Consider the following 25342-nt stretch of genomic DNA (forward strand, 5'->3'; position numbering starts at 1 on the left):
TTTTAATTTCCCCTGTCGTCGTTTCGAAAGGGTGAGCAAAATTCGTTAATCTTTTTCTTTTCTCCAAATTTTTCTGAAAGTTTTTTTCGATCTTTTTCGAAGCTAACACCCTCATACTCAATCACTTTCCCCTCTCTTTTGCTCTTATTTTCTGTAATTGCGAGTGCAAAGGTAAAAAACATCTTTCAAATCACCAAAACTTTTTTAAGTTTTTTTTTAACCCCTCTCATTTTACATCCTCCGTCTTCCCTTAGTTTTTCTCGCTGCTTTCCCTCTGAAAGCGGTTGCAAAAGTAGCAATCCCAACCAACTTTCCAAACCCCTATCCCATCTTTTTTTTAACCCATCACCTAACATACTGAATACAAAAACTTTATATACAAAACTTTTTTTGAGATGATCTTTGAGCTTGGTTTATTTAGCAAGGGAATGGACTAATCAAGTTAATAAAATTCTCAGATAAAAAGAACTGCTTTCTAAAAAAATACTCAGAAAAAAATCATTTTCTGGGTTTCTTATACACTGGTACAGTGCTACAAGGCTCTCCGTACATAATAGATTTGACAAAAGGCTGGAGTTTGCTGGCAATTTCCACATAGGCAGAGGAAGGCACCGGGATGTCTCCACAGCCTTTGATCACAACCATCTTGTCCTGATAATCTTCCGCTTTGATTTGCTGTAATGCCTCTATGAACAACCGGTCCTCTAATTCCTCCAAAGTCCCAAACACCACTTTTTGTGCATGAGGAGTAAGCTTTACACTTAATAACATATACGCCCACTGTGGGATAATCGCATCACTTGAACAAATGACCGCAACAAACTGCCCTTGATATTGGCTCCAGTCCGTGTTTTTAATATAGTCCCGAAAGTCTTTTTCCCTGAGAAGCAGGCCCTGAAAAAGCTGCTCTTTAATATCCAACAATACCCGCTCGCCTTGTGGATAGTACTCGGCCAAGTCTAAGGTAATAAGGCCACTTTTGGCTACGCGGTTTACAATAGGTTCTTCCATGATAAATAAAACAGTTAATCTATAGTTTTTAAATTTAGTTTAGGCCACCGATGTTCAATATTCCAACGATGGGTGTATGATGTGAAAAGAGACTGAGTCCTCCGGTAGGATCTTAGGATATATGGTATAGTTTAAAAACAAAACAGTCCATCTATCCATTTCCTGATCTTTCGCCTTCTTATATAAAACAGGTTCTATCTCCCCGACTATTGACAAACGCTCATATATTATAGTAGAAAGAGTTGCTCCTTTGCTTCAAGAGCCAGGAAGAACTTTATTCAACTCCCTATTCAAAAAGAATATGCCCCTTTGAACAGGCATCCTAATTTTTTAGGATACAAAGTTTAAGTAAGCCCTAAACAGTAAAGCCTAGTTCTTTCAAAATTCTAGCATTGAACGCCAAAGCATCCGGATCCTCCTCTGTAGGAGCCCAAGGAGCAAACCCTTTATCACTGTTAGGATCATAAGGCCCATCTTTCACTTCATAAATAACCGTATCCGGTTCCAAGACAATTAAAGAATGATAGGTTCCTTCCGGAATTTCTACGCCAAAGCCCCCCTCTGCCTGGGACAATACCGTATGATCGGCTATTTGCCCTTCCTCTGTAAATTCCACAATCAGCAATTTGCCTTGCAAAACGAGAAAGGCTTCTCTTTTGGGAGGGTTGGCGTGCTTATGTGGCGTAATGTATGTATCCGGTTGCAAAGCATTCAACATCCTTTGAAGAGTATCTTCGGCTTCGGTATGGAAATTATAGTTTTTGCGTTTGCGGGCAGAACCTTCAGCTTGTCTGCAAACTTCGTCTAACAGTGTTTGGTCAATTTTAATCATAAGTATCAAAAAAATTAGCAACCGACACCCGGTCAACTTAAATTAAAAGTTAAGAGAGGAGCCATCCTCATTCGTTAGTTGTTTTACCCATTCAAGACAAAGATATGGAGTGAAACCAAAGAAGCCTAAGCAATACAAAGTCAATTACCCTTGAGCATTTTTCTTCGTGATGGTGTAATTTTAAACAAAATGGATCACAGAAGACTTCCTAGCCTGTTTATTTCATAAATGAATAAACCGGTTTCAACGATTTTCGAAACAGAGGTGTCCTAAGAAAAGGAACATACAGCCCATGCAAACAAAAATATATTTCATCACCCTATTGACCAGCCTGGTTGGCATCAGCTTCTACCAATGCTCTTCTTCTGATTCTGAAAAAGAGACACCCAACCCAAAGCCCCTGCTGGATTACCCTGAGTACTTTGGCAATTCCTTTCTCATTCCGGAAGACAACCCTACGGACCTATCGCGGGTGGAATTGGGAAGAATGCTCTTTTATGAAAAGAAGCTTTCGGGAGATAATAGTATGAGTTGTGCCAGTTGCCACCAACAAAAACAGGCATTTACCGATGGAAAGCAGTTCAGTACGGGAATCGATGGAATCAAAGGCTCCAAAAATGCCATGTCCATCGTGAATTTACTTTGGCAGCGCAAGTTCTTTTGGAACGGCAGGGCCAATAGTTTGGAAGAACAAGCTCTTATTCCGATTCAAGACCCTATAGAAATGCATCAAAGCCTGGAGGGGGCCATCAATAAATTACAAGGAACCGAATTATACCCCGCTAAATTTAAAGAGGCCTTCGGAAGCGAAACCATCACGGCCGAAAATATTGCAAAAGCCTTGGCCCAATTTGAAAGAACACTGATTTCGCATAATTCAAAATACGACCAATACCTAAAGGGTACGTACAAACCTACCGAGGAAGAACTATTGGGGATCAACTTGTTTTTTACCCATCCCATCCCGGAAATCGGATTGAGAGGAGGAAATTGCGGAGATTGCCATTTAGGAGCGCTTACCAGTGGAGACATCAACGACTTTCAGGGATTTCATAATAATGGCCTGGACGGGGAAACGGACTTGGCCCCCGGGCTGATGACCGTTACCCAACAAACCTATGACCGGGGTAAGTTCAAAGCTCCCTCACTTCGAAACATTGCATTAACGGCTCCCTATATGCACGATGGACGTTTCCAATCATTAGAAGACGTGCTGGAGCATTACGATGAGCATATTATAAAAAGCGAAACCTTGGACCCTCTGATATTGGAAGCCAGCAATGAACCCATCCACCCGGGGGAACCGGTCAAGCTTTTTTTAACGGAAAAAGAAAAGAAAGCAATCCTGGCATTCTTACAGATGTTGACGGACCATGAGTTTATCAACGATGAACGCTTTTCGAACCCTTTTACAAAATAAAAAACGCTAACAAAGTAAAACTATGAAGGCTTTTATTTCATTACTTTTAATCAGCTTACTCATTGTATCCTGCGGAAAGGATGATCCTCAGGTTACTCCTAAAGGAGAGGTGAAATTTATTTTTGATTTTTTAATGAATGGGGAGCCTTTGGAATTAAACACAAAAAACTACACCAATGCCAACGGCGATATTTTCCAAGTCAACGAGTTTAAGTTTTACCTTAGTAATTTAAAGCTAAAAGCTAACGAGGCGCTATTTGAAGAGGCTGAGAGCTATCACTTGATCAACCGGGGAGCCGACAGCAACCAGTTTTCCTTTACGGTGAAAAATGTTCCTAAGGAAAATTATACGCATTTGGAATTCGGTATAGGAGTAGATCCCACAAAAAACCATTCGCTGGATAATACCGGAGATTTAGATCCCTCCAACAACATGGCTTGGGACTGGAATACCGGGTATAAGTTTGTGCTGCTGGAAGGAAAGTTTTTTCCTCCAGACAGCGAAGCCAGGGGGTTGATCTACCATATAGGTACCGATGAAAATTATAAAGAAGTGACACTGGCTCTGCAGCATTCTTCCCAAAACGCCCCCCTCTTTTCGGAAGCAAGTACCTCTGCTACGGTTAGAATAGAAGTAGAACTTTCTCAAATGTTCGAGGCTCCCAATGTTATGAATTTCGCAGACAACAATGTGGTGATGATGGGTGAAGTCAGCCAGAAGGTTGTAGAAAATTACACTCAAGGGATGTTGAAGGTGGTATCTGTTGAAGTCCGATAACCGTAAAAAAAGAAGGAGTGACCCCCAGCCTGATAAACATACTCTATTTTCTTTTGAGTAAATTCAAAGCGAACTATACACTATATATATATAGTATAGGGCTGCTTTGTTTTTTAAGTGCTTGCCAAAAGCCCTCTCCTCAAGAGCCGGTCGTATCAGTACCTGTGACCTTGGCTGACAGCCTGCCATCTCCGGCTCATAACCCCATAAGTCGCGAAGGGGTTGCCTTAGGCAAACTTTTATTTCACGATCCTGCACTATCGGGGAATAACTCGATCTCCTGTGCCACTTGTCATGTTCAACCGTTAGGCTATGCAGACGGACAAACCTTAAGTACCTTGGGAAGCAGTCAGCAAGCGCTTTCCAGGCATACGTTGCCCTTAATCAACCTTGCCTGGCGAAAAGAACTCTTTTGGGACGGAGGGGTCAAAAACTTGGAATCGGTAGCTTTTGCTCCTTTATTACATCCGGATGAAATGGCACAAAACCTGAAAGAACTCCCCCAAGAACTCCGTCAACGGAAAGAGTACCGGCTGCGTTTTAAAACCGTGTTCGGCTCCGATAGCATTACCAATGCCATGATCGCCCGGGCTTTGGCCCAATACCAACGCACCTTGATCTCCGGCAATTCCAAATATGACCGTTTTATAAAAGATGCCGCAGGTTTTTCGGAATTAGAATTAAAAGGCTTGGAATTGTTTACAAAAAATTGCAGTGGCTGCCATCCTCCCCCTTTCTTTACAGATGATGATTACCACCATATTGGCTTGGACAGTGTATATCAAGAAGGGGCATTAGGAATCCTTCAGGGCAGATTCCGGATTACCAGGGATAGTACGGACATGGGCAAATTCCGAACCCCTACCCTACGCAATGTAACCGCTACAGCGCCTTATATGCACGATGGCCGCTATCCCACTTTACAACACGTATTGAATCACTACCGGGAAAAAGTACTCCCGGTTCCTTCACTTGACCCGGCTTTGTTACAAGACCCTCAAAAGCCCGGGCTGTCGTTGAGTTCTACAGAACAAACCGCTTTGATAGCATTTTTACACACATTGACGGACTCTGCCTTTCTGTATCAACCCTCTTCTGTAAAATAGAAGCCAGGGTAACTTTACAGGTGAATCATATCTCTGTAAGCAATACAACTGAAAGCACGCCTTTCACAAGAAAACAGCTGTTAATTTTTGTCTTTACAAATACGCTAAATTTACTTATCTTTAAATAAGCTCCTCCATCTAATCCATCCCGCAACCCCTTTATACATTGCGACACTCACTTCAACCAACCTTCTTCACAACATATGTATTGGCTTCACCCAGTTTTAGTTATATTCCAATAATTATTTATCACAACTAACATTTTCCTAATCACCTCAAAACCAATTCTATGGAAGTTTTAGAAGCTACCACCCTGACCGGGACTCATACTTCACTTGATGAGGCGGCATTAGAGAATTTGCGTTCTCAGATACAAGGAGAACTACTGTTGCCAGAAGACATAAATTATGAAAAAGTCCGCCAATTGTGGAATGGCATGATTGACCGGAGACCAGCCCTGATCGTGCGCTGTATCGGCACTTATGATGTGGTACAAGCCGTAAATTTTGCCCGGGAAAACAACTTGCCGGTTGCCGTAAAGAGCGGAGGGCATAATGTAGCCGGCAATGCTGCTTGTAACGGAGGGGTGATGGTAGATTTATCAGTAATGCGTTCTGTGTATGTTGACAAAAAAAACAAAACCGTCCGGGCAGATGGCGGATGCCTGTTAAGCGATGTGGACCATGCGACACAAATTTACGGACTGGCTGTGCCCTCCGGCATCGTTTCTCACACCGGTATAGGAGGAATTACTTTAGGAGGAGGATTTGGCTGGATCAGCCGGAAACACGGCTTCTCCATTGACAATTTATTATCCGTAGTCATGGTCACTGCCGATGGTCAGGTTCGCCATGTCAGTAAAGACGAGCATACAGACCTTTTCTGGGGCATACGCGGTGGCGGAGGAAATTTCGGCATTGTCACTTCTTTCAAATTCCAATGTGTGGATATCGGCACCGAAGTATACTCCGGATTGCTTGTCACCCCTTTTGCTCAAGCAGAGCCTTACCTGCGTTTTTATCGTGACTATGCCCGCCAGCTTCCCGATGAAATGAGTGCCTGGATTGTGCTCCGGAATGCCCCGCCTTTACCTTTTCTTCCTGCTGACATCCATGGGAAATTGGTAGTTGTCACTGCCTTTGCTTATTTGGGTAAGGCCCAAAAAGGAGAGGATCTGTTAAAACCCTTAAGAGATTTTTGCTCTCCCCATGGGGAAATGCTGGCCATGCACCCTTGGACTGCCTGGCAATCGGCATTTGACGGACTCAATGCCCACGGAATGCGGAACTATTGGAAGTCACATCATTTAAAAGACCTTTCGGACGAATGCATTGCTCAGATCCTGCATTTTGCCCGGCACTTCCCAACTCCTCACTGCGAAGTCTTTATTCCGCATATGGAAGGAAAACCCAGTACGGTTCCCAGTGAATCAACCGCTTTTGCCCACCGGAGTACACCTTTCCTGATGAACGTACATACCCGCTGGGATGCCGCACATGATGATCAAAAGTGCATTCAATGGGCCCGGGATTTTTATGAAAAAACCAAGCCTTTTGCGAAAGGTGTATATGTGAATTTTTTGAGTGAAGAAGGAGAAGAGCGCGTGAAAGATGCTTATACAGAAAGCACCTGGAAGCGCTTGGTACAACTCAAAAAGCAATATGACCCGCAGAATATATTCCGTTTCAACCAGAATATCCACCCTCCGGCTTGACCGGTCAGGAAGAAGGCAATTGCATGCCTTCTTCCATTATTCAACCCCCAAGTGTTTTTTCCTCCATCTTTAAAGCAGTATTTCAGCGACTATTCTGCCAATAATTTGCATAGCCAAAAGATGATCTATATTTTCAATAGTAAAACCGCAAAAGCGGTTTGGCTTGCGATCTAATGCGGATGAATTTACAGTTCAAACATCATGCATGTATATGTGCTTTTTTTGACAAACACCGTTACATGCATTATCCGCCACTCAGGACTGTACATACCCATCAAAGGGCCAAATTAATTTTGATCCGCTATTTCGGACAGATAACATTTTACTTCCGCACATCTAACTCTTTCGGAACCTGGTTCCAACTGAAATCGACCGAACGCTCTTGAACCTATGAAAAAAAAGAAATTACAAGTACTGAACCGAGAACCTTTGTGGTATAAAGATGCAATCATTTATGAACTCCACATCAAGGCTTTTATGGACGGAGACAATGATGGAATCGGAGACTTTGAAGGGCTGTTAAGCAAACTTGACTACCTGGAAGATTTGGGAGTGACTTGCATCTGGCTCCTTCCCTTTTACCCTTCTCCCTCCAAAGATGATGGGTACGACATCTCGGATTATTACAATATCAACCCGGCTTACGGAGACATCAAAACCTTCAAACGCTTTTTGAGAGAAGCCCACAAACGCAACCTCAAAGTACTTACGGAGTTGGTCATTAATCACACTTCCGATCAGCACGAATGGTTTCAAAGAGCACGCAGGGCAAAACCGGGCTCCATTTACCGGGATTACTATGTTTGGTCAGACTCTCAGTCAAAATACAAAGACACCCGGATTATTTTCACCGATTATGAAGCTTCTAACTGGACTTGGGACCATGAGGCACAAGCCTACTTCTGGCATCGTTTTTTTCACCATCAACCCGACCTGAATTACGATAACCCCCGGGTGCAAAAGGAAATTTTTAAAATCATTGACTACTGGCTGGACATGGGGGTGGACGGGTTCCGCTTGGATGCCATTCCCTACTTGTTTGAACGGGAGGGAACCAATTGTGAAAACTTACCGGAGACACATCAATATTTAAAACAACTACGGGCCCATGTAGACAGCAAGTACGAGAATGTATTGCTCTTGGCAGAGGCAAATATGTGGCCGGAGGATTCCGTAGCCTATTTCGGGCAGGGGGATGAATGTCAGATGAATTATCAATTCCCATTAATGCCCCGTTTATTCATGGCGGTGAATATGGAAGACCGCTACCCGATCATCGATATTTACGACCAAACCCCCAGCATTCCGGAAAACTGCCAATGGGCTACCTTTCTGCGCAACCACGATGAACTCACCCTGGAAATGGTCACCGATGAGGAACGGGATTATATGTATAAAGTATATACCAAAGACCCTCAAGCACGGATTAATTTGGGCATCCGGAAACGCCTGGCTCCTTTATTGGAAAATAACCGTCAAAAGATAGAGTTGATGAACATGTTGCTCTTTTCGCTGCCCGGCACTCCGGTCCTTTATTATGGAGATGAAATCGGGATGGGCGACAACTACTACTTGGGAGACCGGGACGGAGTACGTACTCCTATGCAATGGGACCCGGGAAGAAATGCGGGTTTTTCGGATGCCAATCCTCAGAAGCTCTATTTACCCTTGATCATGGACCCCGATTACAAATGCGAAAATATCAATGTAGAAAACCAACAACGCAACCCCAACTCCCTGCTATGGTGGATGAAACGCATTTTAAAAACCCGGAAACAGTACAAAGCTTTTAGCCGGGGAGACCTAAACTTTCTGGCCCCGGACAATCCCAAAATCCTGGCCTTTATCCGCTCTTATGAAGAAGAAGTCATCCTTACGATCATCAACCTTTCCCGGTTTTCGCAGCCGGCACAGCTCGATTTGTCTGCCTATTTGGATTATATTCCCTTGGAGGTATTTAGTCATAACGAATTTCCGAAAATCGAAAAGCAACCTTACTTATTTACCATGGGGCCTTACGGGTATCATTGGTTTATTTTAAAGAAAGAAAAGAAAGCCCTGTTACAACCAGCCAATCCGGTCCCCTTACATGTATTGCGGTTAAGCCGTTGGGAGAGCTTGATGGATAACAAATCCTTGAATGAGCTGGAAACAAAGGTATTGCCCAATTACCTTAGCAATCAGCCTTGGTTCAGAGGTAACGAAAAGAAAATAGACTATGTGAATACGGTTTTTGTAGAAGATTTGCACCCTCGCTGTACGCATACTGTGTATATGGAAGTAGAAGTCAGTTATACGGAAGGTTTGCCTGAATACTACTTTCTTCCGATGAGCCTGGCGCTCGGAGAAACTGAAAAGCATGTCCAGGAAAATTTCAGGGAAAGTATTTTATCTTTGGTAGAAATCCGGAAACAGTCTGCCGTCTTGTACGATGCCATTCAGAACCCCAAGTTCCGTCAATACTTAGCGAGTGAAACGCTAAAAAAGAGAAAGACAGGCCCCGAACAAATTACCAGTGAAGTATTGCCGGAGTACAAACAATTGCTCAAAGATAACGGGAGCTTGGGTACCTCCGTTTCCCATTCGTATAAAAGCCGCTCTGTCATCAAATACGACCGCAAATTTGTCATCAAAGTCTATCGCAATCTGGACTTTGGCTCAACCCGCAATGTCGAAATCAGCCGTTTTCTCTCACAAAGTGCCGGTTTTACCCATGTACCCAAATACTTAGGTTCACTGGTACATCAAAAAAAAGACGCTCCACCGGTTACCTTAGGCATTTTTCAGGAGTTTGTTCCGAAATATGAAACCGCCTGGAGTCATTTTGCCGATGCATTTGAGCGCTGCCTGGAGCATGCAGCTTCCCGTCCCTTGGACTACCAGTTCCCGATGTTCTCACTGCCTCTCTCCCAGCCTCAAAGCTTTGAAGAGTTGGATTACGAATTCCAGGATTTGCTTGGCGGAGCGTATTTGGAACACCTGCGGCTCTTGGGCATCCGGACTGCGGAAATGCACCGGGCGTTGTTCTCCAAACCGGAAGATCCAAATTTCGGCAGAGAAGAATTTTCCCTGCATTATCAACGCTCTTTGTTTGCCTCTTGGAAATCCTCTGTGCGGACGACCTTTCAGATCCTGAAGAAAAATATGCCTAACATGCCGGCCAACATGCAAACGGAAGTCCAGGAATTTCTGGAACAGCATGACCTTATCCTTCAGGAGTTGAGAAAGATTTATGCAAAAAAACAAAACACTTACAAAATCAGGGTGCATGGCAATTTCCATCTGGGAACGACCCTCTTTAACGGAAGAGACTTTGTATTTACAGACTTTGAAGGAGATGCTTCTTTTACCTTAAGTGAAAGGCGTTTGAAAAAATCACCGTTGCGCGACTTAGCCAGTATGATCTCTTCCATTCATTATGTTGCTAAAAAAGAGTTTGCCAGTCACGACCGCAAATTTGACTTCGGACAATTCTGGGCCGATTTTGCCTCCGGTTATTTTATCCTTTCTTATAAAAAGCACTTGGAGAATGCTGCATTGTTTCCCGATGATCCGGAAGATTTTAACTTGCTGCTTAAAATTTTCTTGTTAGAAAAATCCATACATGAATTGGGCAAAATGGCCAAGAAAAACCCAACTTCGGTATATGTGCCTATCCGGGGCATTCAACGGATTTTAAAAGCGGGGATTTAAAAACACCTCCCAAAGGCAAGAGTGCCACTCTTGCCTTACCCCTCTATTCCTGAAAAGCTCACCGGTCATTTTCTTGTTCTAAGGCCTATTGGGTTATTTGTAACAAAAGTTACTGTATTGCTCACTTGGGCTGGTTACTTTTGTATCAGATCCAGAATAAAACTTAACAAAAGATGAAAATAGAACAAATTTATACGGGGTGCTTAGCGGAAGCAGCCTATTATATCGAATCTGACGGGGAAGCGGCTATCATCGACCCTCTTCGCGAAACCGCCCCTTACCTGAGCAAAGCTCAAGAAGAAGGTGCCCGTATCAAATATATTTTCGAGACACACTTCCATGCAGACTTTGTCTCCGGGCATGTAGATCTGGCAGAAAAAACCGGAGCAACGATTATCTATGGCCCTACGGCCCAAACCGCTTTTGAAAGCCATATCGCAACTGACGGAGAAGAATTTCCATTGGGAAAAATCCGCATCAAAGCCTTACACACACCAGGACATACGATGGAGTCCACCACGTATCTGTTGCTGGATGAGGAAGGAAACGAAAAAGCAATCTTTACAGGAGATACGTTGTTTATCGGCGATGTAGGAAGACCGGACCTGGCCGTATCCTCGGAGGTTAGCCGGGAAGACCTGGCCGGACACTTATTTGATAGCCTCCGGAATAAAATTATGTCTTTGCCGGACGAAGTAATTGTATACCCGGCACACGGAGCAGGATCGGCTTGCGGGAAAAACATGAGTAAAGAAACCTACGATACCTTAGGCCATCAAAAAGAGGTCAACTATGCCTTGAGAGCTGACATGGGCAAAGCAGAATTCATCGAGGAAGTTACTTCCGGCATTTTGCCTCCGCCACAATATTTCTCTAAAAATGCCATGATCAACAAAACCGGTTACGAAAGCCTGGACAAGGTATTGGCACAAGGTATCGTACCCCTTAGCCCGGAGGAGTTTGAAGCAATGGCCAACCACGAAAGAGCTTTGGTATTGGATACCCGGAAACCTCAGGAATTTGCCAAAGAGCATATTCCCAATGCTATCTTTATCGGTTTGGATGGCAGCTTTGCCCCTTGGGTAGGCGCTTTGATCACTGATTTGCAACAAGCCATCATCTTTATAGTAGAAGAAGGTCGGGAAGAAGAAGTGGTCACCCGTTTGTCCCGAGTGGGTTACGACAACTGTATGGGTTTCCTGAAAGGAGGTTTGGAATCGTGGAAAGCAGCCGGCAAAGAAATCGACAGTATTCTCTCAATCTCTGCGGAAGAGTTCGCCAAACAATACGAATCTTCTTCCCTGCATGTAATAGATGTGAGAAAGCCTACTGAGTATGCTGCGGAGCATGTGGAGAATGTGGAAAACTATCCGTTGGATTATATCAATAAAAACATGAGCCAATTAGATCCGGCCACACAATACCATATCCACTGTGCCGGAGGGTACCGTTCGATGATTGCCGCCTCTATCCTAAAATCGAGAGGATTTAACAATGTCGTGGACATAGCCGGAGGGTTTGCCGCAATCAAAAAAACTACTTTACCTACAACCGATTACGTTTGCCCTTCCAAGAGCAAATAGGGAACTGGAGGTCGGTGGGAAAGGCCACTGACCTTACTTACTCATCGTACAAGTAAACAATACAAAGCAACATGGAATTGATTTATCAACCTTGGCCATGGTATGTTGCAGGCCCTGCAATTACCTTGGTAATGTTTTTACTGTTATATTTTAACAAAACCTTTGGGATCTCCTCTAATCTCCGGACGATGTGTAGCATATCCGGTGCCGGTAAGTTCAGTGATTTTTTCAGATTCGATTGGCGTAGCCAAATCTGGAACCTCATCTTCGTATTAGGCACGGTGATCGGAGGGTTTATCGCCAGTCACTACCTTACCCCTGATCAATCCGTGCAATTGAGCCCGGCAGTTGTAACAGAGCTGCAAGCGTTAGGTATTGCCCAACCCGGAGCCGCTTACTTGCCTCTTGAGTTATTCAATTGGGAAAATCTCTTTTCGGTAAAAGGTTTTATCATGATGGTAGTCGGAGGTTTTTTGGTGGGCTTTGGTACCCGGTATGCAGGTGGCTGTACTTCCGGTCATGCCATCAGTGGATTGAGCGATTTGCAATTGCCTTCGCTTATTGCAGTCATCGGTTTTTTTATAGGAGGTTTAGCCGTTACCTACCTGGTACTTCCCTATTTGTTATAAGATTAGATTTGAAAAATAAGAAGGCTCAAAGATGCCTTTCTTTCCAATAAAATTATGAAGTATTTAAAATTTTTAGTGCTTGGTGTACTCTTCGGAATCGTATTGAGCAAAGCAGAGGTAATTTCCTGGTACAGGATTTATGAAATGTTCAAGTTTCAGTCATTTCATATGTATGGCGTCATCGGCTCGGCCGTAATCTTAGGCATTATAGCCGTACAAATCATCAAAAAAACACAATTACGAGGGATAGAAGGCCAACAGATCACCTTCAATCCCAAGGCCAAGAGTATTGCCCGTTACCTATTCGGAGGAATAATTTTTGGCTGTGGCTGGGCACTTACCGGAGCATGTCCGGGCCCCATGTTTATTCTGGTAGGCCGGGGAATCGGTGTTTTTCTTGTCATTATCGCCAGTGCTTTGGCCGGCACCTTTGTGTACGGGCTACTTCGCAGTAAACTCCCACATTAAGACTTGAAATAAAAAAGCATAAATTTCATTTCACCCTTTAGGCTTTCCTAAAGGGTCTTTTTTTACCACCTGTCAACAGGCTCTCATAGCAAACTCCTACGCTTTCTTTCCCTACATTTTTTATGGTAATGCCCCTCTATTGAAGTCCGGCTGTTCGCCTTCGTGTAGGTGGTTACTATAAAAATTCCCTATCTTTATGGGTAGTAAAATTGGCAAAGTCCTGACATTGTTATGAATACGCTAACAAATAAATGGGGCAAAGCACTTTGGGTTTGTATTATCTTACACTTCGTTACTTTGACTTTATATGCCCAAGAGCCAGCAAGTGCAGCCCAGGATTCACTTATGACAAGTGCAAAGGCAACAGAGCTTTTGCATATGGCGGAAGAAGCTTTCCGGCAGGCCGACTATGATAGGGCCCTTCAATACTCCGAACAAGCCAGAAAGGGCATTCATCAATTTTCTTTTCAGAAATTACGGGCCAAAAGTTTTTTAATCACTGCCAGGGCTTACCAACAAAAAAAGCTGCTGGGCTCTGCCTTGAAGTTTTACCTTCGGAGCTTGAAAGAGGCCGAGTTACTAAAAGACTCCCTCTCGCTGTATCAAACTTACAATGAGTTGGGCAATTTGTATCAGGAATGGGACCTGCTCAAAAAAGCGTTGGACTATCATGTACTGGCCTATCAAATCCGACCGGAAACACAGGAACAGCCTCAAACCATCGCCCTTCTACAAACCATATCCTACTTATGCCGGAAAGTCAATATTTACGAAAGTGCGATTCACTACGATCTGATCCTCCACGACCTGTACAGTAACCAACAACAATGGCAAAAGGCGCAACAAGTATTGACAAGAATCCGGGATGCCTATGCCAAGCTGGAAGACTATCCCACCGCCATAGGATATAACCATCAGATTTTGGAAATCAACATGCAACAGAGTGATACCCTGCAGCTTACCAATTCCTTACTCGATTTGGCTTATCTGTACAAAGACAATGGGGAGTTAGAAAAATCCATTACCTACTTTTCTCAATATTTTGCCTTTGTGACCCGCTATGAAAATACCCAAGGTCCTTATCCCTACCTCAACAAGTTGATTGACGGACTGGTCAGTGTGGGGATCTTACATAAAGACCTGGGAGAAAAAAACAAACGCAAAACCGACTATTTTATCCGGGCACTGTCCTTTTTGGGGATGGCGAGTAAGCACTGTGAAAAAGGTCAACGAAAGAAAGAACTGGCGGAGATTTACTATTACATCTCCAGCATCTATTACAAATTAAAAAACTACCAATCTGCAGAAATTTACGGAAACAATGCCTTACACATCGCCAAAAAATACGGAGACCAAGACATTTTGAGTCTCGGATACATTCATATGGCAGAAATGTACCAGGATAAATTCGAGTTTAAAAAAGCCCTGGATTACTATACGCTCCACTCTCAACTCAAAGACAGCTTGCTAAACAAAGAGTTGGAAGAAAAAAGAGAAGCCTTGCGAAGGGAAACTACCACCAACCAGAAGCAATTCATTAGCAATAAAAGGGAGCAGATGATTTTGGATGAGGAAATGAAAGGCTTGATTCTGAAAAAACTGCAACTGGAATCGGAGAGCTATGAGAAAGAATTGGCCATCTTACAAAGAGAAAAAACCTTACAACAGTATGCCTTACAAAATGAACAACTGCAAAAGGAAAAAGCCCAACAGCAACTAACCCTGGCTCAACAAGCCTTGGAAGCTGAAAAAAGAGAACGGGAGCTCTACTCACTCCAAAAAAACAAACAGCTCCAAGACCTGGCTCTGAAACAAATCCAATTGGAAAAACAGGAGCGCTTGAGAACCATAGAGTTGCTCAAGAAAGAAAAAGAAATCAGGGAATTGGAATTCACGAAAAACCAATTGGAACTGAACAGGGCCCGTACACAGCGCTACGCCTTTATAGGCATCATCTTATTTATCACGATCATTCTGATACTGGCCCTATACAATTATAACCTGTCGAAGAAAGCAAATATCAAGCTCGCCAAGCAAAAAAGAGTCATAGAAAAAAAACATCATGAATTGGTGGAACTGAACCAGGAGAAAAACCACCTGATCAGTATCCTGGCGCATGACTTGCGAAACCCTCTGGCGATATCGATCAGCTTGCTCAATTTTTTACATCACCAATCGAAAAATTTTTCATTAGAACAAATCAAGAGTATTCACTTGATTCAGCGCTCTTTAAGCAGAATGAATGAAATGATTGCGAAAATTTTGGATGTGCGGGCCATTGAATCTCAAAAGCTGAATATTACACTCAGCAAAACCGACCTGACTTCTTTGATACAACAAGTGTGTAAGCAATTTGCTGAAGCTCTGGAAGAAAAAAAGATCCGCCTGTATTGCCAATGGGAAGTCCAAGAGACATATGCCTTGGCCGATGAGCACTACCTGTACCAAGTATTCGAAAACCTGCTGTCCAATGCCATCAAGTTTTCCCAACCGGAATCTGCCATAGAAGTAAGGCTGAAAGAAAATACGGGAAAACTCAGAGCGGAATTTTGTGATCACGGTCCCGGTATCAACGAAAAAGATATGGCAAAGCTGTTCGGAAAATTTCAAAAACTATCTGCCAAGCCCACTTCAGGCGAGCAATCCATCGGCTTAGGTCTTTCTATTGTGAAGAAATATACGGAAGCTATGCACGGCAGGGTATGGTGCGAAAGTGAAGAGGGACAAGGAGCCACCTTCATTGTGGAACTTGATCAATGTGCGGAACCTTTGGTGATGAATAGCGATCAAAAAACAGCCTGAACAAATAATAGTCATACCTTAACACATTGTTTTTGAATGTACTTACCGGAAGCCTCCTTCCAAACAATAGGGCATGGAAGTTCTGTTTCATGTTGTCGGTCGTTCGAGCGGCATTCCGCAATTTTTCTTAGGAATTTGGCAGTAAATTTCACTCTTCTTATATTGAGGCGCAAAGATGGGCAGGGCCTTTGTCTGCATGCAGGCATTGCGAATGCCGATGGATACACAATGTTTACTTCAACACAGATAAAACTTAAACCAACATGGATCAAGAAATTACCCAAGGATTCGGAAGACTTAAAAATGATATAGCAAGGGCCATTGAAGACTTGGCTACCCTTTCAGTCACCACATATACAGGAAACCTGACAATGAAAGCCGATAAAATCCTGAAACGGACCAAAAGCGGCAATAAGATCACCGGCTTCAACACCAAGGCACTGATAGAGTCATTGAGTGACGGGGCCAATGCCAATATGGATTTCAAGTTAGTCGGTTTTACCTACCTGGACGTAGACAGCGATGCCGTGGTCTTTGTCAAAGAAAATCTCACACCCGAACAACAAACCTTGATGGAAGCGCACCGCTCTATGGTAGCTGCCTCTCAAGAAGCCCGTATGGCATTCCTTAAATTTATCAAAGAACTGGCTTAATCCTATGCAATCGCTCTTTGGGCTGGAAGCGTACCTGCCGGAAGGTCAATTGGAAGTGCTCGATCAGGGTCGTGAATCCGAAGCCAAACAGGCCCTGATCGAACTCGGTTATTTATCTCCGAACCTGAATTCCTCCCAGCAAACTTTTACGGATGATTTGTTGGATGGCATCCGACAATTTCGAAAAGACTACTTGCGAGCCCGGCTAATTCCTACCGGCTTCCGGACCGAAATCCGTGAAATCCAACGCATAGAGGGTCCCGGGCAATTTTCGGAATTTGAATTGCAGCTTTTACTGCGGCTTACCGACCTGGAAGGGAGCTTCCAACTACCCACCCAATACAACATCGGAGATCAGTCACTTTTCACCCGGGTATTACACTACCGCCTGGACGTACTGGGCCTGTATACACAAGCCATCGGCCAGGCATTTAACAGTGAGACACAAAAGGCGATTTCTCAATTGAAACAATGGCTCAAGTTGACTCACCCACAGCAAGTATTCCAATTATTGGGCGATGTACCCAAACTCACACAGTATATTCTTTCCCAACCCGAATACAAAGACAGAATCGTTTATTTCCGCCATCACAACCCTCGTCATCAAAAACTTTTTTCCTTTGAACATGCGCCCGAGTTCAGAAGGGAATTCAGAAGGCGCCTGAAGCAACAGCTTGACCGGCAAAGCACTACGTTTAAGGATTTCAAAAAATTTGCTTTTCGCAATGAAAAGAAAATGGATTTTGATTTTTTACAAGAACAAGTAGAACAAGACAGTAACCGTTTGTTACTCCGGCTTCTACAAGTTCATCAATGGATGCGGGGACATTACCGGGGCCTGCTTGACAACGAAATGGGAGATGTGACTTTCGAGTCCCTTTTAGAATTTCACCGGACCGAAGTAGAAGCCGGAAATGTGGACTTACAAGCCGGACATTTTATGATGCACCTTGCTCAAGGGTATTGGGTGTTAAACATTCACTATCTGTTTGAGGATATCCTTTCCCCGGAATTTTTTGAAAAGTTCGACACAGAGGACTTCTACCATCAGTTCAACTCCTTAATGGAAAACCATAGTGTACAGGCCAAACATAACATTCAACGGAATATGAATGAGGTATGGCAAGCGGTAAATGACGAAGCCCGGCAGGAGTTGTCTTCAAAGAAAAACCTGATCCGAAGAATCTACCAGGGAGCCAAAAGTCTATTCAGAACTTTGGGAAGAATGATTAAAAACGTCTTCCGCTGGCTGGCACAAAAAGTAAAACAAACGCTGAATATTCTCAAAAATATGGTAAAGGTTCTCTTCCGTGAAATTCGAGAAGCCATTCGTATGTTTGGCCGGGGCTTGGGCTTTTTATTTGGCAAGCGGATGGTGTATACCCCTCACCCCAATGGCAACCAAGGAGTCATTACCGATTTTGACTTTGATTTTGATGCAACCTTGATTGTGCCGGAACACAGCTCTCCGCACTTGTTACGCAAGCATGTCGAAAATTGCCAATCGTATGTAAAGGCCATGGAGTTTTCAATGTTGTTTACGGCCAAAGTAATCAAATGGGTCATCACTTCTAGCTCTCCCATCGGCTGGACACGCTTTGCCTTTCACTTAGTGAAAGTATTTAAGAATTTTATCTTCGGAGAACTTTTGCGTACGCGAAAACCCTTCTGGATCTAGCTCGACCAACCACTCGAAAAGGCCGGAATATTGTGTCTGAAAGTGAATTTTTATTTTCTTTAGATTCTCCCCAAAAAGGTACAAGATGACTTATCTCATTGAATAGTACTTTTCAGGGAGTTACTTATATTTTTACAAGGATTTCCATTTGAATTCATAATTTTTTTTTACATTTTAGTTATAAGTTTAAGTGAACGTAATTTACTTTTTGAGGACCAATCAATTATTGTTTGGTAGTTTTTCTTACTCGGAATTTTCTAACATTCTATGCGTCAAGGAATAGTGCTCATTTACAGTTGAAAGAAGAGACTTGATCAAGCGTTTTTAGAAAATTTCCCTATCATTTATTTTATCTATACTTTCACTTAAACTACTTTTTGAATAAAGGCATAGTTAGTTTATTTATCTGACAGCTCTATGCGCCAAATCAATTGCACTAGTAACTTTAATAATCCTGGAATTTCAAAATCAGTATAACCAATGGTCTCAGGAAACTCCCTTACTCAACAATTAATTGACTATGTGAACGATAATAATATCGATTTCTATGAAAAGATAGACCTTCAAAACTTCAAGCACTTAGCCCGGCTGATTGGCTTGGAGCAAGGTGCCGATATAGATATCATTTACCCCTTTATTAAAGACCTGGATACAGTCGTGGAGTTGGGATCCGGTTATGGCCGGGCCTTGAAGTTTCTCTTGCAAAAAGGCTATGCGGGCCACCTTATAGGCGTGGAACGCTCTCAAAAACTGCTCAAACTTCTTAATGGGAAATTTGCCCAACAGGCCGAAATCCTCCATCAAGACTTAAAGCAATTACAGCTTACCTGTCAGCCGGATGCCATCTTGTGGCTATGGTCGGGAGTACTGGAACTTTCTAAAAGCGAGCAATTGGAAAGTATCAAGCGATTCCATGCCTTGCTCAGGAAAGACGGCCTGTTAATTTTGGAAACACCTTACAAACAAATCCATAAAGTGGGACAAAAGATCCATGGAAAGCACTTGGAATTTGTAACGGATTGGGGGAAAATAGATGCCTATTATACGGATGAAGAAGAGGTTGAAGAGTATTTCAAAGTCTGCCATTTTTCAGAGATGCACACCGTTACTTATCAAACCAGTACAGGGTATTCGCGAATTTTTTATATTCTGAAAAAATAAATAGGTACGGTAAAAAAGAAAAGCGTTGGAAATCGAGGTTTCCAACGCTTTTTTGATTTTATAAGGATGCTACTTTTATTCTTTTACAATACTTCCGTACAGGTCAAATTCCGATACATCTTCCACTTTTACCTGAGCAAAATCCCCTAAACGAACGTAATTATCTTCTGCACTCACCAACACTTCGTTGTCCACTTCCGGTGAGTCCGCTTCGGAACGGCCGACAAAGTATCCTCCTTCTTTCCGGTCAAACAACACTTTGATAGTTTTACCCAAAAGTGATTGGTTTCGCTCTAAGGAAATTTGCTGTTGGATTTCCATGATAGCATCAGCCCGGTCTTGTTTTACTTCTTCCGGCACATCGTCTTGCATGGTTCCGGCATGGGTATTTTCTTCATGCGAATAAGTGAACACACCAAGGCGCTCAAAGCGCATCTTCTCTACAAAGGTTGCCATTTCTTCAAAGTCGGCTTCCGTTTCACCGGGATGCCCGGCAATCAATGTCGTCCGGAGGGCAATTTCGGGCACGGTTTCCCGGATTTGCGTAATCAGGTTTTCCGTTTTGATCCGGTCAATCCCTCTCCGCATAACTTTCAGCATCCGGCTTGAACCATGTTGTAAAGGAATATCCAAATAATTACAAATATTTTCCCGCTCGGCCATTACCTTTAATATATCGGTGGGAAAGCCGGAAGGATAAGCATAGTGCAAACGAATCCAATCAATGCCATTGACATCCGACAAGCGTTGCAATAGCTCGGATAAGTTCCTTTTGCCATACAAATCCAGCCCGTAAAAGGTAGAGTCCTGGGCAATCAGCAAAAGTTCTTTTACCCCTCTTCCGGCCAGGCTTTGTGCTTCTTTCACCAATTCGTCAATAGGCTTGGATACGTGCTTGCCCCGCATCAAGGGTATTGCACAAAAAGAACAGGGACGGTCGCAACCCTCTGATATTTTCATATACGCATAATGCTGGGCAGTGGTAGTAAGCCGCTCTCCGATCAATTCATGCTTATAATCGGCATTGAATTTTTTCAGAAGCAGAGGCAAATCCATTGTACCAAAGAAAGCATCTACCTCCGGAATTTCTTTTTCCAGATCATCTTTATAGCGTTGAGACAAACATCCCGTCACATACAACTTTTCGATTGCCCCTTCTTGTTTGGCTTCCGCATATCGCAATATCGTATCGATGGACTCTTGTTTGGCATTATCAATAAACCCACAAGTATTGACAATGATGATATTGGAGTCATCTTTTTCTGACTCGTGTGTAGCATCAATGTCATTCCCCTTTAATTGGGTCAACATCACTTCCGAATCCACCAGGTTTTTCGAGCAACCCAGGGTGACGATATTTACTTTATCTTGCTTACGCGATTTTGTCTTCACCTCAATCTAGCTTTTCATTGAAAAAAATCAGGGACAAAGGTACGAAAGGAATCCGGAGGAAGAGGACCGGAAGCCAGAGATTTTTACAAAATAGGTAAGGTGTAGGAACAACAGATATAAAAAAGCTCCCTTCCGGTAAACAGAAGGGAGGCTATTTCACCGAAACACCCCGGAAAACCGCTCTATTCTTTTGCTTTGAATTGAAGGGATACCGAATTGATACAATACCGCAGTCCTGTGGGCTTTGGCCCGTCATTGAATACATGCCCCAAGTGCCCCCCACAACGGGCACAATGTACTTCCGTACGGGAAATTCCCAAACTCATATCCTCTTCTTCCTCCACTGTTTCACTCCCGATAGGTTGCCAAAAGCTCGGCCAACCTGTTCCCGATTTGTATTTCGTCTGAGAGTCAAACAATTCCAAATCACAAGCAGCACAGTGGTAAACACCCTTCTTCTTGTAGTCCCAATACTTACCTGTAAATGCGCGTTCTGTCCCTTGCTGTCGCATTACGTGATACTCCTCTTCAGTCAATAGCTTTTTCCATTCCGCATCCGATTTCTCGACTTTATCACTTCGTTCTACATTTGTAGAAGTATGCTTTTCTTTATTCGAATTTTGCGCACAGCCGGCTGTTAACTGAAACCATAAGAATAGATTACACAATAACAATATTCGTATCATAGTAGTAGTCGTTTACATTTTTACAAGCTTTAAAAACAAGAAGCCTCTTTTCTATGGCCAATTCAACAACTTACATTGAGGCTACCGGGGTCTAATGAGTGAGTGTACTTTGTCAAAGTGATGGTTCATTCAGTTTGAGTATAAAAATATGTATCCATTCTTTCATACACCACCACCTCATCAGTCACAAGCCCATTGCCGATGCATGCCTAATTTACTGCGTTTCTGTAACATGTTTTTCCTTTTGAAGGAAATACTTACGCGAATAGCATACACCCGACAAAACAGGTAATTTTTTTAAAGACGAAGGAAAAATGCGAAACATACTATTCTTTTGCAGTAGATAAAAACCCAATACTTATGACTATTAAAGAAGCACAGGAAATCGTAGACCAATGGATCAATACCACCGGAATCCGTTATTTCAATGAGCTGACCAATACGGCCATTCTGATGGAAGAAGTAGGGGAAGTAGCCCGGATTATGGCTCGTAAATACGGAGAACAATCCTTTAAAGAATCAGACAAACAGGTAGACCTGGCCGATGAAATGGCCGATGTACTTTTTGTGTTGATCTGCCTGGCCAACCAAACCGGGATCGACCTGACAGAAGCCTTGCATAAAAACCTGGATAAAAAGACCAAAAGAGATGCGGAAAGGCATAAGAATAATGAAAAATTACAATAGAGATCTTTTCGAAAGCAAAGGATTTGTACTGTAAATTCAAAATACACTTGGGGGGAGTTTTGGAGTTTGTATTACTGGGCTTTCGCTTCTGTTTTTTTGAAAAACAAGTATCAGTAACTTTCTGATAATGAAAAAAATAACTAAGATGACGGAAAAATATGAAATGACGATTACCTGAAAATGAACAAATTTAGAATTATCAGGTTATTTTTGTAAAATGCTGCTGTATGAAAGCATACGGGCCTATTTCGGAGAGAGCCTGATATGGAAGTATTTCTTTCCAAAATTGAAAATAAAGGACTATGACAGAAGATCATTCACTTAAGAGCATGTTTAAAATACAATCACGGAAGACTACCGGTTTTTGAATGATCGGGAAAATTTGCCATAGCTTCGATCAAGTAGCAACAAAAGAAATCATTATCGTCAAAAATAAACATTAGGTCATGTTATACTTTTTAGTATTAACCATACCATTTACTGCTGCAATGTTGTACTTATTGATCCATAATAAGAAGTTGCAAAAACACTATGATCAATTGGCAGCAGCCTTGGTACAATTTGCTCAAGCCCACCACTTGAGTACTATCCTGGAAAAACACGATGTCTCCCGGGAGATAGTCGTAACAGAAACAGCCATTAAACGTCTGGAAAAGCTTTTGAATGAATTTGAAGAACATTTTCAAAGTAAAAAGTCAAAATTTATTTCCAACACCTTTACTCCCCGCAAGAAAAAAATGGACTTTATTTTCCAAAAGCTGAACAAATTGGAAAGAAAAGCCAAAGAAGTTGCCGTGTAAGAATTGGTGATTCACACACAAAAAGGCATTGCTTTCGGGCCATGCCTTTTATTTTATATGAACACATGTTAAACAAACTCTTACCATTCAGGTACTTCTTAACATTAAGATTACATTTGCATAACACTCCCTCAATGATTCATTCATGTTAAAAGTTAATACATACTAAACCTCATAACAAAATACACACTTTACAACACATTGATTAACAATGGATTATAGTTAAACCACTATACAAATGCTTCTTTTATCGCTTCATCTACCCTGGTAGTTACCCATTTCAGGATTAAACATTGTCTTCAAATTTATTGTACTTTACCAAGATTGGATATTAAATAAGTATTAAAAAGGAGATTTTTGAATTAAAAATAACTTAAACCCCAAAACTCCTTATTCTGAGCGTATTGTACTTGCTTTGCCAGCACAATTTTGAATTTTAAACAATATTGGTAACAGATGAAACGAGTACAATTTTTTCTTTCAGCGCTTTTAATTTCATTTTTAGCGATTGGATTCTACGGATGTAAGGACGATGATGATCCGAAACCAGATGGTGGGAACAACTCAGAAGACAACATCGTGATGGAATCTTCTTATAAAGGTTTGGCAGGCTTTGAAGGATTTGACGAAGCTAGCAAAACCTACACCATGACTGCCGACAAAGAATATGTTTTGGATGGTTTTGTATTTGTCAATTACGGACAAACTTTAAAAATCGAAGCAGGAACTGTAATTAAAGGTAAGCCAGGAGATGGAAGCAACGCCAGTGCTTTGATTGTTGCTCGTGGAGGTAGAATTGAGGCAAGCGGAACCGCAGACAAACCCATTATCATGACCGGTATTGCCGATGACTTGAACGGTTCTGTTCCTCGCAGTGCTAACCAACTTTGGGGTGGGTTGATCATCTTAGGAAATGCCAGTAATAATGCAAATAACGGAGACGGATATTTTGGAAGCAACATCGAAGGTATTCCTACCAGTGAAGGTAGAGGTGCTTGGGGGCATGGAGATACTCAATTCTTCGGTGCTTTCGGTAACCCTACTGACGAAAACGGTAATACCTTAACCAGTGGTGAAGAAGTTACTTTTGAGAAAAACGATGCACACGATGCCGGTTTCATCAAATATGTATCTATCCGTCACGGTGGTAGTAAAATTGGAGCAAACAACGAAATTAACGGTTTAACTTTAGGTGCCGTTGGTAACGCTACTGACATTGATTATGTAGAAATCTGGTCAAACCAGGATGACGGTATCGAGTGGTTTGGCGGAACTGCAAATATAAAGCATGCGGTAGTATCATGGCAAGGAGATGATGCCTTAGACTATGACGAAGGCTTTAACGGAACCACGCAATTCGGTTTGGTATGGATCAATGACAACAGCTTACAAAGTAACGACCCAAGAGGTGGTGAGCATGACGGTGGTAACAAACCGGATGATGCTCAACCATTCAGCTCTCCTAGCTTTGCCAACATTACTTATATTGGCGACATCGACGATGAAGGAAAAGGTGGTTTAGGAAACTTGATCTTGTTCAGAGACAATGCCGGTGGAAGCTACTACCGAAGTGTATTTGCGAACTTTCAAAAAGGTATTGCTGTGGAAGACTTGGAAGATGATGCTGCCGAAGATTCTTATAAGAGATTCTTAGCCGGACAAGAAGGTGGAAGCAACAATGCTCCGTTACACTTGAATAACAACTTATTCTACAACGTAGGAGGAGCAGATTTGTCTGATCCTAAATTGTTGTTCACTATTCCTGACTATGGCGACAACACTCCTGCGAACCCTGCTCACGTAGACAAATTACAAAATGCTTTTGGAGCGATCAACCACATTGGCGATCCTAAATTCGGAACCGGTGCCATGAAAGTAGTTCCTGCTGCTGACGGAGCTGCCGTTGAAAACTTAGGTGATGACTTACCAGCTGCATTCGAAAATGTAAACTATAAAGGTGCTTTTGCTCCGGGACAAGAGCCTTGGATCAAAGGATGGACTGTGGCTTACGAAGTACTTTCCAGCGACAACTAAAATTTAACTCCTAATCACAAAGAGCTTCCTGATGTGTCACCCACAAGGGGAGCTCTTTTCTTTATCAACAAGATTTAAACTTAATAACACGGCAGTGTTATCTTATTGTTACATCTCTCTGGCCTTCTATTAAACTTTAGTTAAGAATCAAATATTTGAAATATCCTTATTTTCAATCACTTAGCTAGCTATTAACTTCGCGCAACCATTTATCA

Annotated in this window: 19 protein-coding genes; 15 read left to right on the plus strand and 4 right to left on the minus strand. The window is 42.5% G+C overall.

Going from position 1 to position 25342, the window contains the following annotated elements:
• Positions 1–498: 498 nt before the first annotated feature.
• Both AAG747_RS13055 and AAG747_RS13060 read right to left on the minus strand, forming a co-directional pair.
• Entirely contained in the window at positions 499–1011 is a 513-nt protein-coding gene (locus tag AAG747_RS13055) for a DUF2480 family protein (RefSeq protein WP_346821623.1), read from the minus strand.
• Positions 1012–1366: 355 nt separating this feature from the next.
• Positions 1367–1843, minus strand: coding sequence for a WbuC family cupin fold metalloprotein (locus AAG747_RS13060; protein ID WP_346821624.1), 477 nt, complete (start codon positions 1841–1843; stop codon positions 1367–1369).
• A gap of 292 nt (positions 1844–2135) precedes the next feature.
• Here AAG747_RS13060 and AAG747_RS13065 point away from each other — a divergent pair, with 292 nt between their 5' ends.
• The 12 genes from AAG747_RS13065 to AAG747_RS13120 all read left to right on the plus strand — a co-directional run bounded on the left by AAG747_RS13065 (position 2136) and on the right by AAG747_RS13120 (position 19528).
• Positions 2136–3263, plus strand: coding sequence for a cytochrome-c peroxidase (locus tag AAG747_RS13065; RefSeq protein WP_346821625.1), 1128 nt, complete (start codon positions 2136–2138; stop codon positions 3261–3263).
• Between the two features lie 22 nt (positions 3264–3285).
• Entirely contained in the window at positions 3286–4041 is a 756-nt protein-coding gene (locus tag AAG747_RS13070) for an MbnP family protein (protein WP_346821626.1), read from the plus strand.
• 53 nt (positions 4042–4094) lie between these two features.
• Positions 4095–5147: a cytochrome-c peroxidase gene (locus AAG747_RS13075; protein WP_346821627.1), complete on the plus strand. Its 1053-nt coding sequence runs from the start codon at positions 4095–4097 to the stop codon at positions 5145–5147.
• A gap of 289 nt (positions 5148–5436) precedes the next feature.
• Positions 5437–6861 carry an FAD-binding oxidoreductase gene (locus AAG747_RS13080; RefSeq protein ID WP_346821628.1) on the plus strand — a complete coding sequence of 475 codons (1425 nt, stop codon included), beginning with the start codon at positions 5437–5439 and terminating at the stop codon, positions 6859–6861.
• Positions 6862–7251: 390 nt separating this feature from the next.
• Positions 7252–10554, plus strand: coding sequence for a maltose alpha-D-glucosyltransferase (gene treS / locus AAG747_RS13085; RefSeq protein WP_346821629.1), 3303 nt, complete (start codon positions 7252–7254; stop codon positions 10552–10554).
• Between the two features lie 173 nt (positions 10555–10727).
• On the plus strand, positions 10728–12137 hold the full coding sequence (locus AAG747_RS13090; protein ID WP_346821630.1) for an MBL fold metallo-hydrolase: 1410 nt from the start codon (positions 10728–10730) through the stop codon (positions 12135–12137).
• Between the two features lie 71 nt (positions 12138–12208).
• The gene (locus AAG747_RS13095; RefSeq protein WP_346821631.1) at positions 12209–12766 is read left to right on the plus strand and encodes a YeeE/YedE family protein; all 558 of its coding nucleotides are present in this window, start codon (positions 12209–12211) and stop codon (positions 12764–12766) included.
• 54 nt (positions 12767–12820) lie between these two features.
• Positions 12821–13234, plus strand: coding sequence for a DUF6691 family protein (locus tag AAG747_RS13100; protein WP_346821632.1), 414 nt, complete (start codon positions 12821–12823; stop codon positions 13232–13234).
• Positions 13235–13465: 231 nt separating this feature from the next.
• Positions 13466–16036 carry an ATP-binding protein gene (locus AAG747_RS13105; protein ID WP_346821633.1) on the plus strand — a complete coding sequence of 857 codons (2571 nt, stop codon included), beginning with the start codon at positions 13466–13468 and terminating at the stop codon, positions 16034–16036.
• 263 nt (positions 16037–16299) lie between these two features.
• A complete protein-coding gene (locus AAG747_RS13110; protein ID WP_346821634.1) occupies positions 16300–16689 on the plus strand; it encodes a hypothetical protein in 390 nt (129 codons plus the stop codon).
• A 4-nt stretch (positions 16690–16693) separates the two neighbouring features.
• Positions 16694–18367: a hypothetical protein gene (locus AAG747_RS13115; RefSeq protein WP_346821635.1), complete on the plus strand. Its 1674-nt coding sequence runs from the start codon at positions 16694–16696 to the stop codon at positions 18365–18367.
• Between the two features lie 480 nt (positions 18368–18847).
• On the plus strand, positions 18848–19528 hold the full coding sequence (locus AAG747_RS13120; protein WP_346821636.1) for a class I SAM-dependent methyltransferase: 681 nt from the start codon (positions 18848–18850) through the stop codon (positions 19526–19528).
• A 75-nt stretch (positions 19529–19603) separates the two neighbouring features.
• Here the strand turns inward: AAG747_RS13120 and rimO are convergent, their stop codons facing one another.
• Both rimO and msrB read right to left on the minus strand, forming a co-directional pair.
• Entirely contained in the window at positions 19604–20920 is a 1317-nt protein-coding gene (gene rimO / locus AAG747_RS13125; RefSeq protein ID WP_346821637.1) for a 30S ribosomal protein S12 methylthiotransferase RimO, read from the minus strand.
• A 182-nt stretch (positions 20921–21102) separates the two neighbouring features.
• Positions 21103–21606, minus strand: coding sequence for a peptide-methionine (R)-S-oxide reductase MsrB (gene msrB, locus AAG747_RS13130; protein ID WP_346821638.1), 504 nt, complete (start codon positions 21604–21606; stop codon positions 21103–21105).
• Positions 21607–21966: 360 nt separating this feature from the next.
• Here msrB and AAG747_RS13135 point away from each other — a divergent pair, with 360 nt between their 5' ends.
• The 3 genes from AAG747_RS13135 (at position 21967) to AAG747_RS13145 (ending at position 25127) form a co-directional block, all read left to right on the plus strand.
• The gene (locus tag AAG747_RS13135; protein WP_346821639.1) at positions 21967–22293 is read left to right on the plus strand and encodes a nucleotide pyrophosphohydrolase; all 327 of its coding nucleotides are present in this window, start codon (positions 21967–21969) and stop codon (positions 22291–22293) included.
• Between the two features lie 446 nt (positions 22294–22739).
• Entirely contained in the window at positions 22740–23093 is a 354-nt protein-coding gene (locus AAG747_RS13140; RefSeq protein ID WP_346821640.1) for a hypothetical protein, read from the plus strand.
• A 456-nt stretch (positions 23094–23549) separates the two neighbouring features.
• On the plus strand, positions 23550–25127 hold the full coding sequence (locus AAG747_RS13145; protein ID WP_346821641.1) for a hypothetical protein: 1578 nt from the start codon (positions 23550–23552) through the stop codon (positions 25125–25127).
• Positions 25128–25342 lie beyond the last annotated feature (215 nt).

It is taken from the genome of Rapidithrix thailandica (genome assembly GCF_039710355.1).
In the GTDB taxonomy this organism is placed as follows: domain Bacteria; phylum Bacteroidota; class Bacteroidia; order Cytophagales; family Flammeovirgaceae; genus Rapidithrix; species Rapidithrix thailandica.

What these genes read in the sequence shown, in the direction of transcription:
- AAG747_RS13055 (WP_346821623.1), bottom strand. Translation starts at nt 1,011, where the DNA reads ATGGAAGAACCTATTGTAAACCGCGTAGCCAAAAGTGGCCTTATTACC.
- AAG747_RS13060 (WP_346821624.1), bottom strand. Translation starts at nt 1,843, where the DNA reads ATGATTAAAATTGACCAAACACTGTTAGACGAAGTTTGCAGACAAGCT.
- AAG747_RS13065 (WP_346821625.1), top strand. Translation starts at nt 2,136, where the DNA reads ATGCAAACAAAAATATATTTCATCACCCTATTGACCAGCCTGGTTGGC.
- AAG747_RS13070 (WP_346821626.1), top strand. Translation starts at nt 3,286, where the DNA reads ATGAAGGCTTTTATTTCATTACTTTTAATCAGCTTACTCATTGTATCC.
- AAG747_RS13080 (WP_346821628.1), top strand. Translation starts at nt 5,437, where the DNA reads ATGGAAGTTTTAGAAGCTACCACCCTGACCGGGACTCATACTTCACTT.
- treS (WP_346821629.1), top strand. Translation starts at nt 7,252, where the DNA reads ATGAAAAAAAAGAAATTACAAGTACTGAACCGAGAACCTTTGTGGTAT.
- AAG747_RS13090 (WP_346821630.1), top strand. Translation starts at nt 10,728, where the DNA reads ATGAAAATAGAACAAATTTATACGGGGTGCTTAGCGGAAGCAGCCTAT.
- AAG747_RS13095 (WP_346821631.1), top strand. Translation starts at nt 12,209, where the DNA reads ATGGAATTGATTTATCAACCTTGGCCATGGTATGTTGCAGGCCCTGCA.
- AAG747_RS13100 (WP_346821632.1), top strand. Translation starts at nt 12,821, where the DNA reads ATGAAGTATTTAAAATTTTTAGTGCTTGGTGTACTCTTCGGAATCGTA.
- AAG747_RS13105 (WP_346821633.1), top strand. Translation starts at nt 13,466, where the DNA reads ATGAATACGCTAACAAATAAATGGGGCAAAGCACTTTGGGTTTGTATT.
- AAG747_RS13110 (WP_346821634.1), top strand. Translation starts at nt 16,300, where the DNA reads ATGGATCAAGAAATTACCCAAGGATTCGGAAGACTTAAAAATGATATA.
- AAG747_RS13115 (WP_346821635.1), top strand. Translation starts at nt 16,694, where the DNA reads ATGCAATCGCTCTTTGGGCTGGAAGCGTACCTGCCGGAAGGTCAATTG.
- AAG747_RS13120 (WP_346821636.1), top strand. Translation starts at nt 18,848, where the DNA reads ATGGTCTCAGGAAACTCCCTTACTCAACAATTAATTGACTATGTGAAC.
- msrB (WP_346821638.1), bottom strand. Translation starts at nt 21,606, where the DNA reads ATGATACGAATATTGTTATTGTGTAATCTATTCTTATGGTTTCAGTTA.
- AAG747_RS13135 (WP_346821639.1), top strand. Translation starts at nt 21,967, where the DNA reads ATGACTATTAAAGAAGCACAGGAAATCGTAGACCAATGGATCAATACC.
- AAG747_RS13140 (WP_346821640.1), top strand. Translation starts at nt 22,740, where the DNA reads ATGTTATACTTTTTAGTATTAACCATACCATTTACTGCTGCAATGTTG.
- AAG747_RS13145 (WP_346821641.1), top strand. Translation starts at nt 23,550, where the DNA reads ATGAAACGAGTACAATTTTTTCTTTCAGCGCTTTTAATTTCATTTTTA.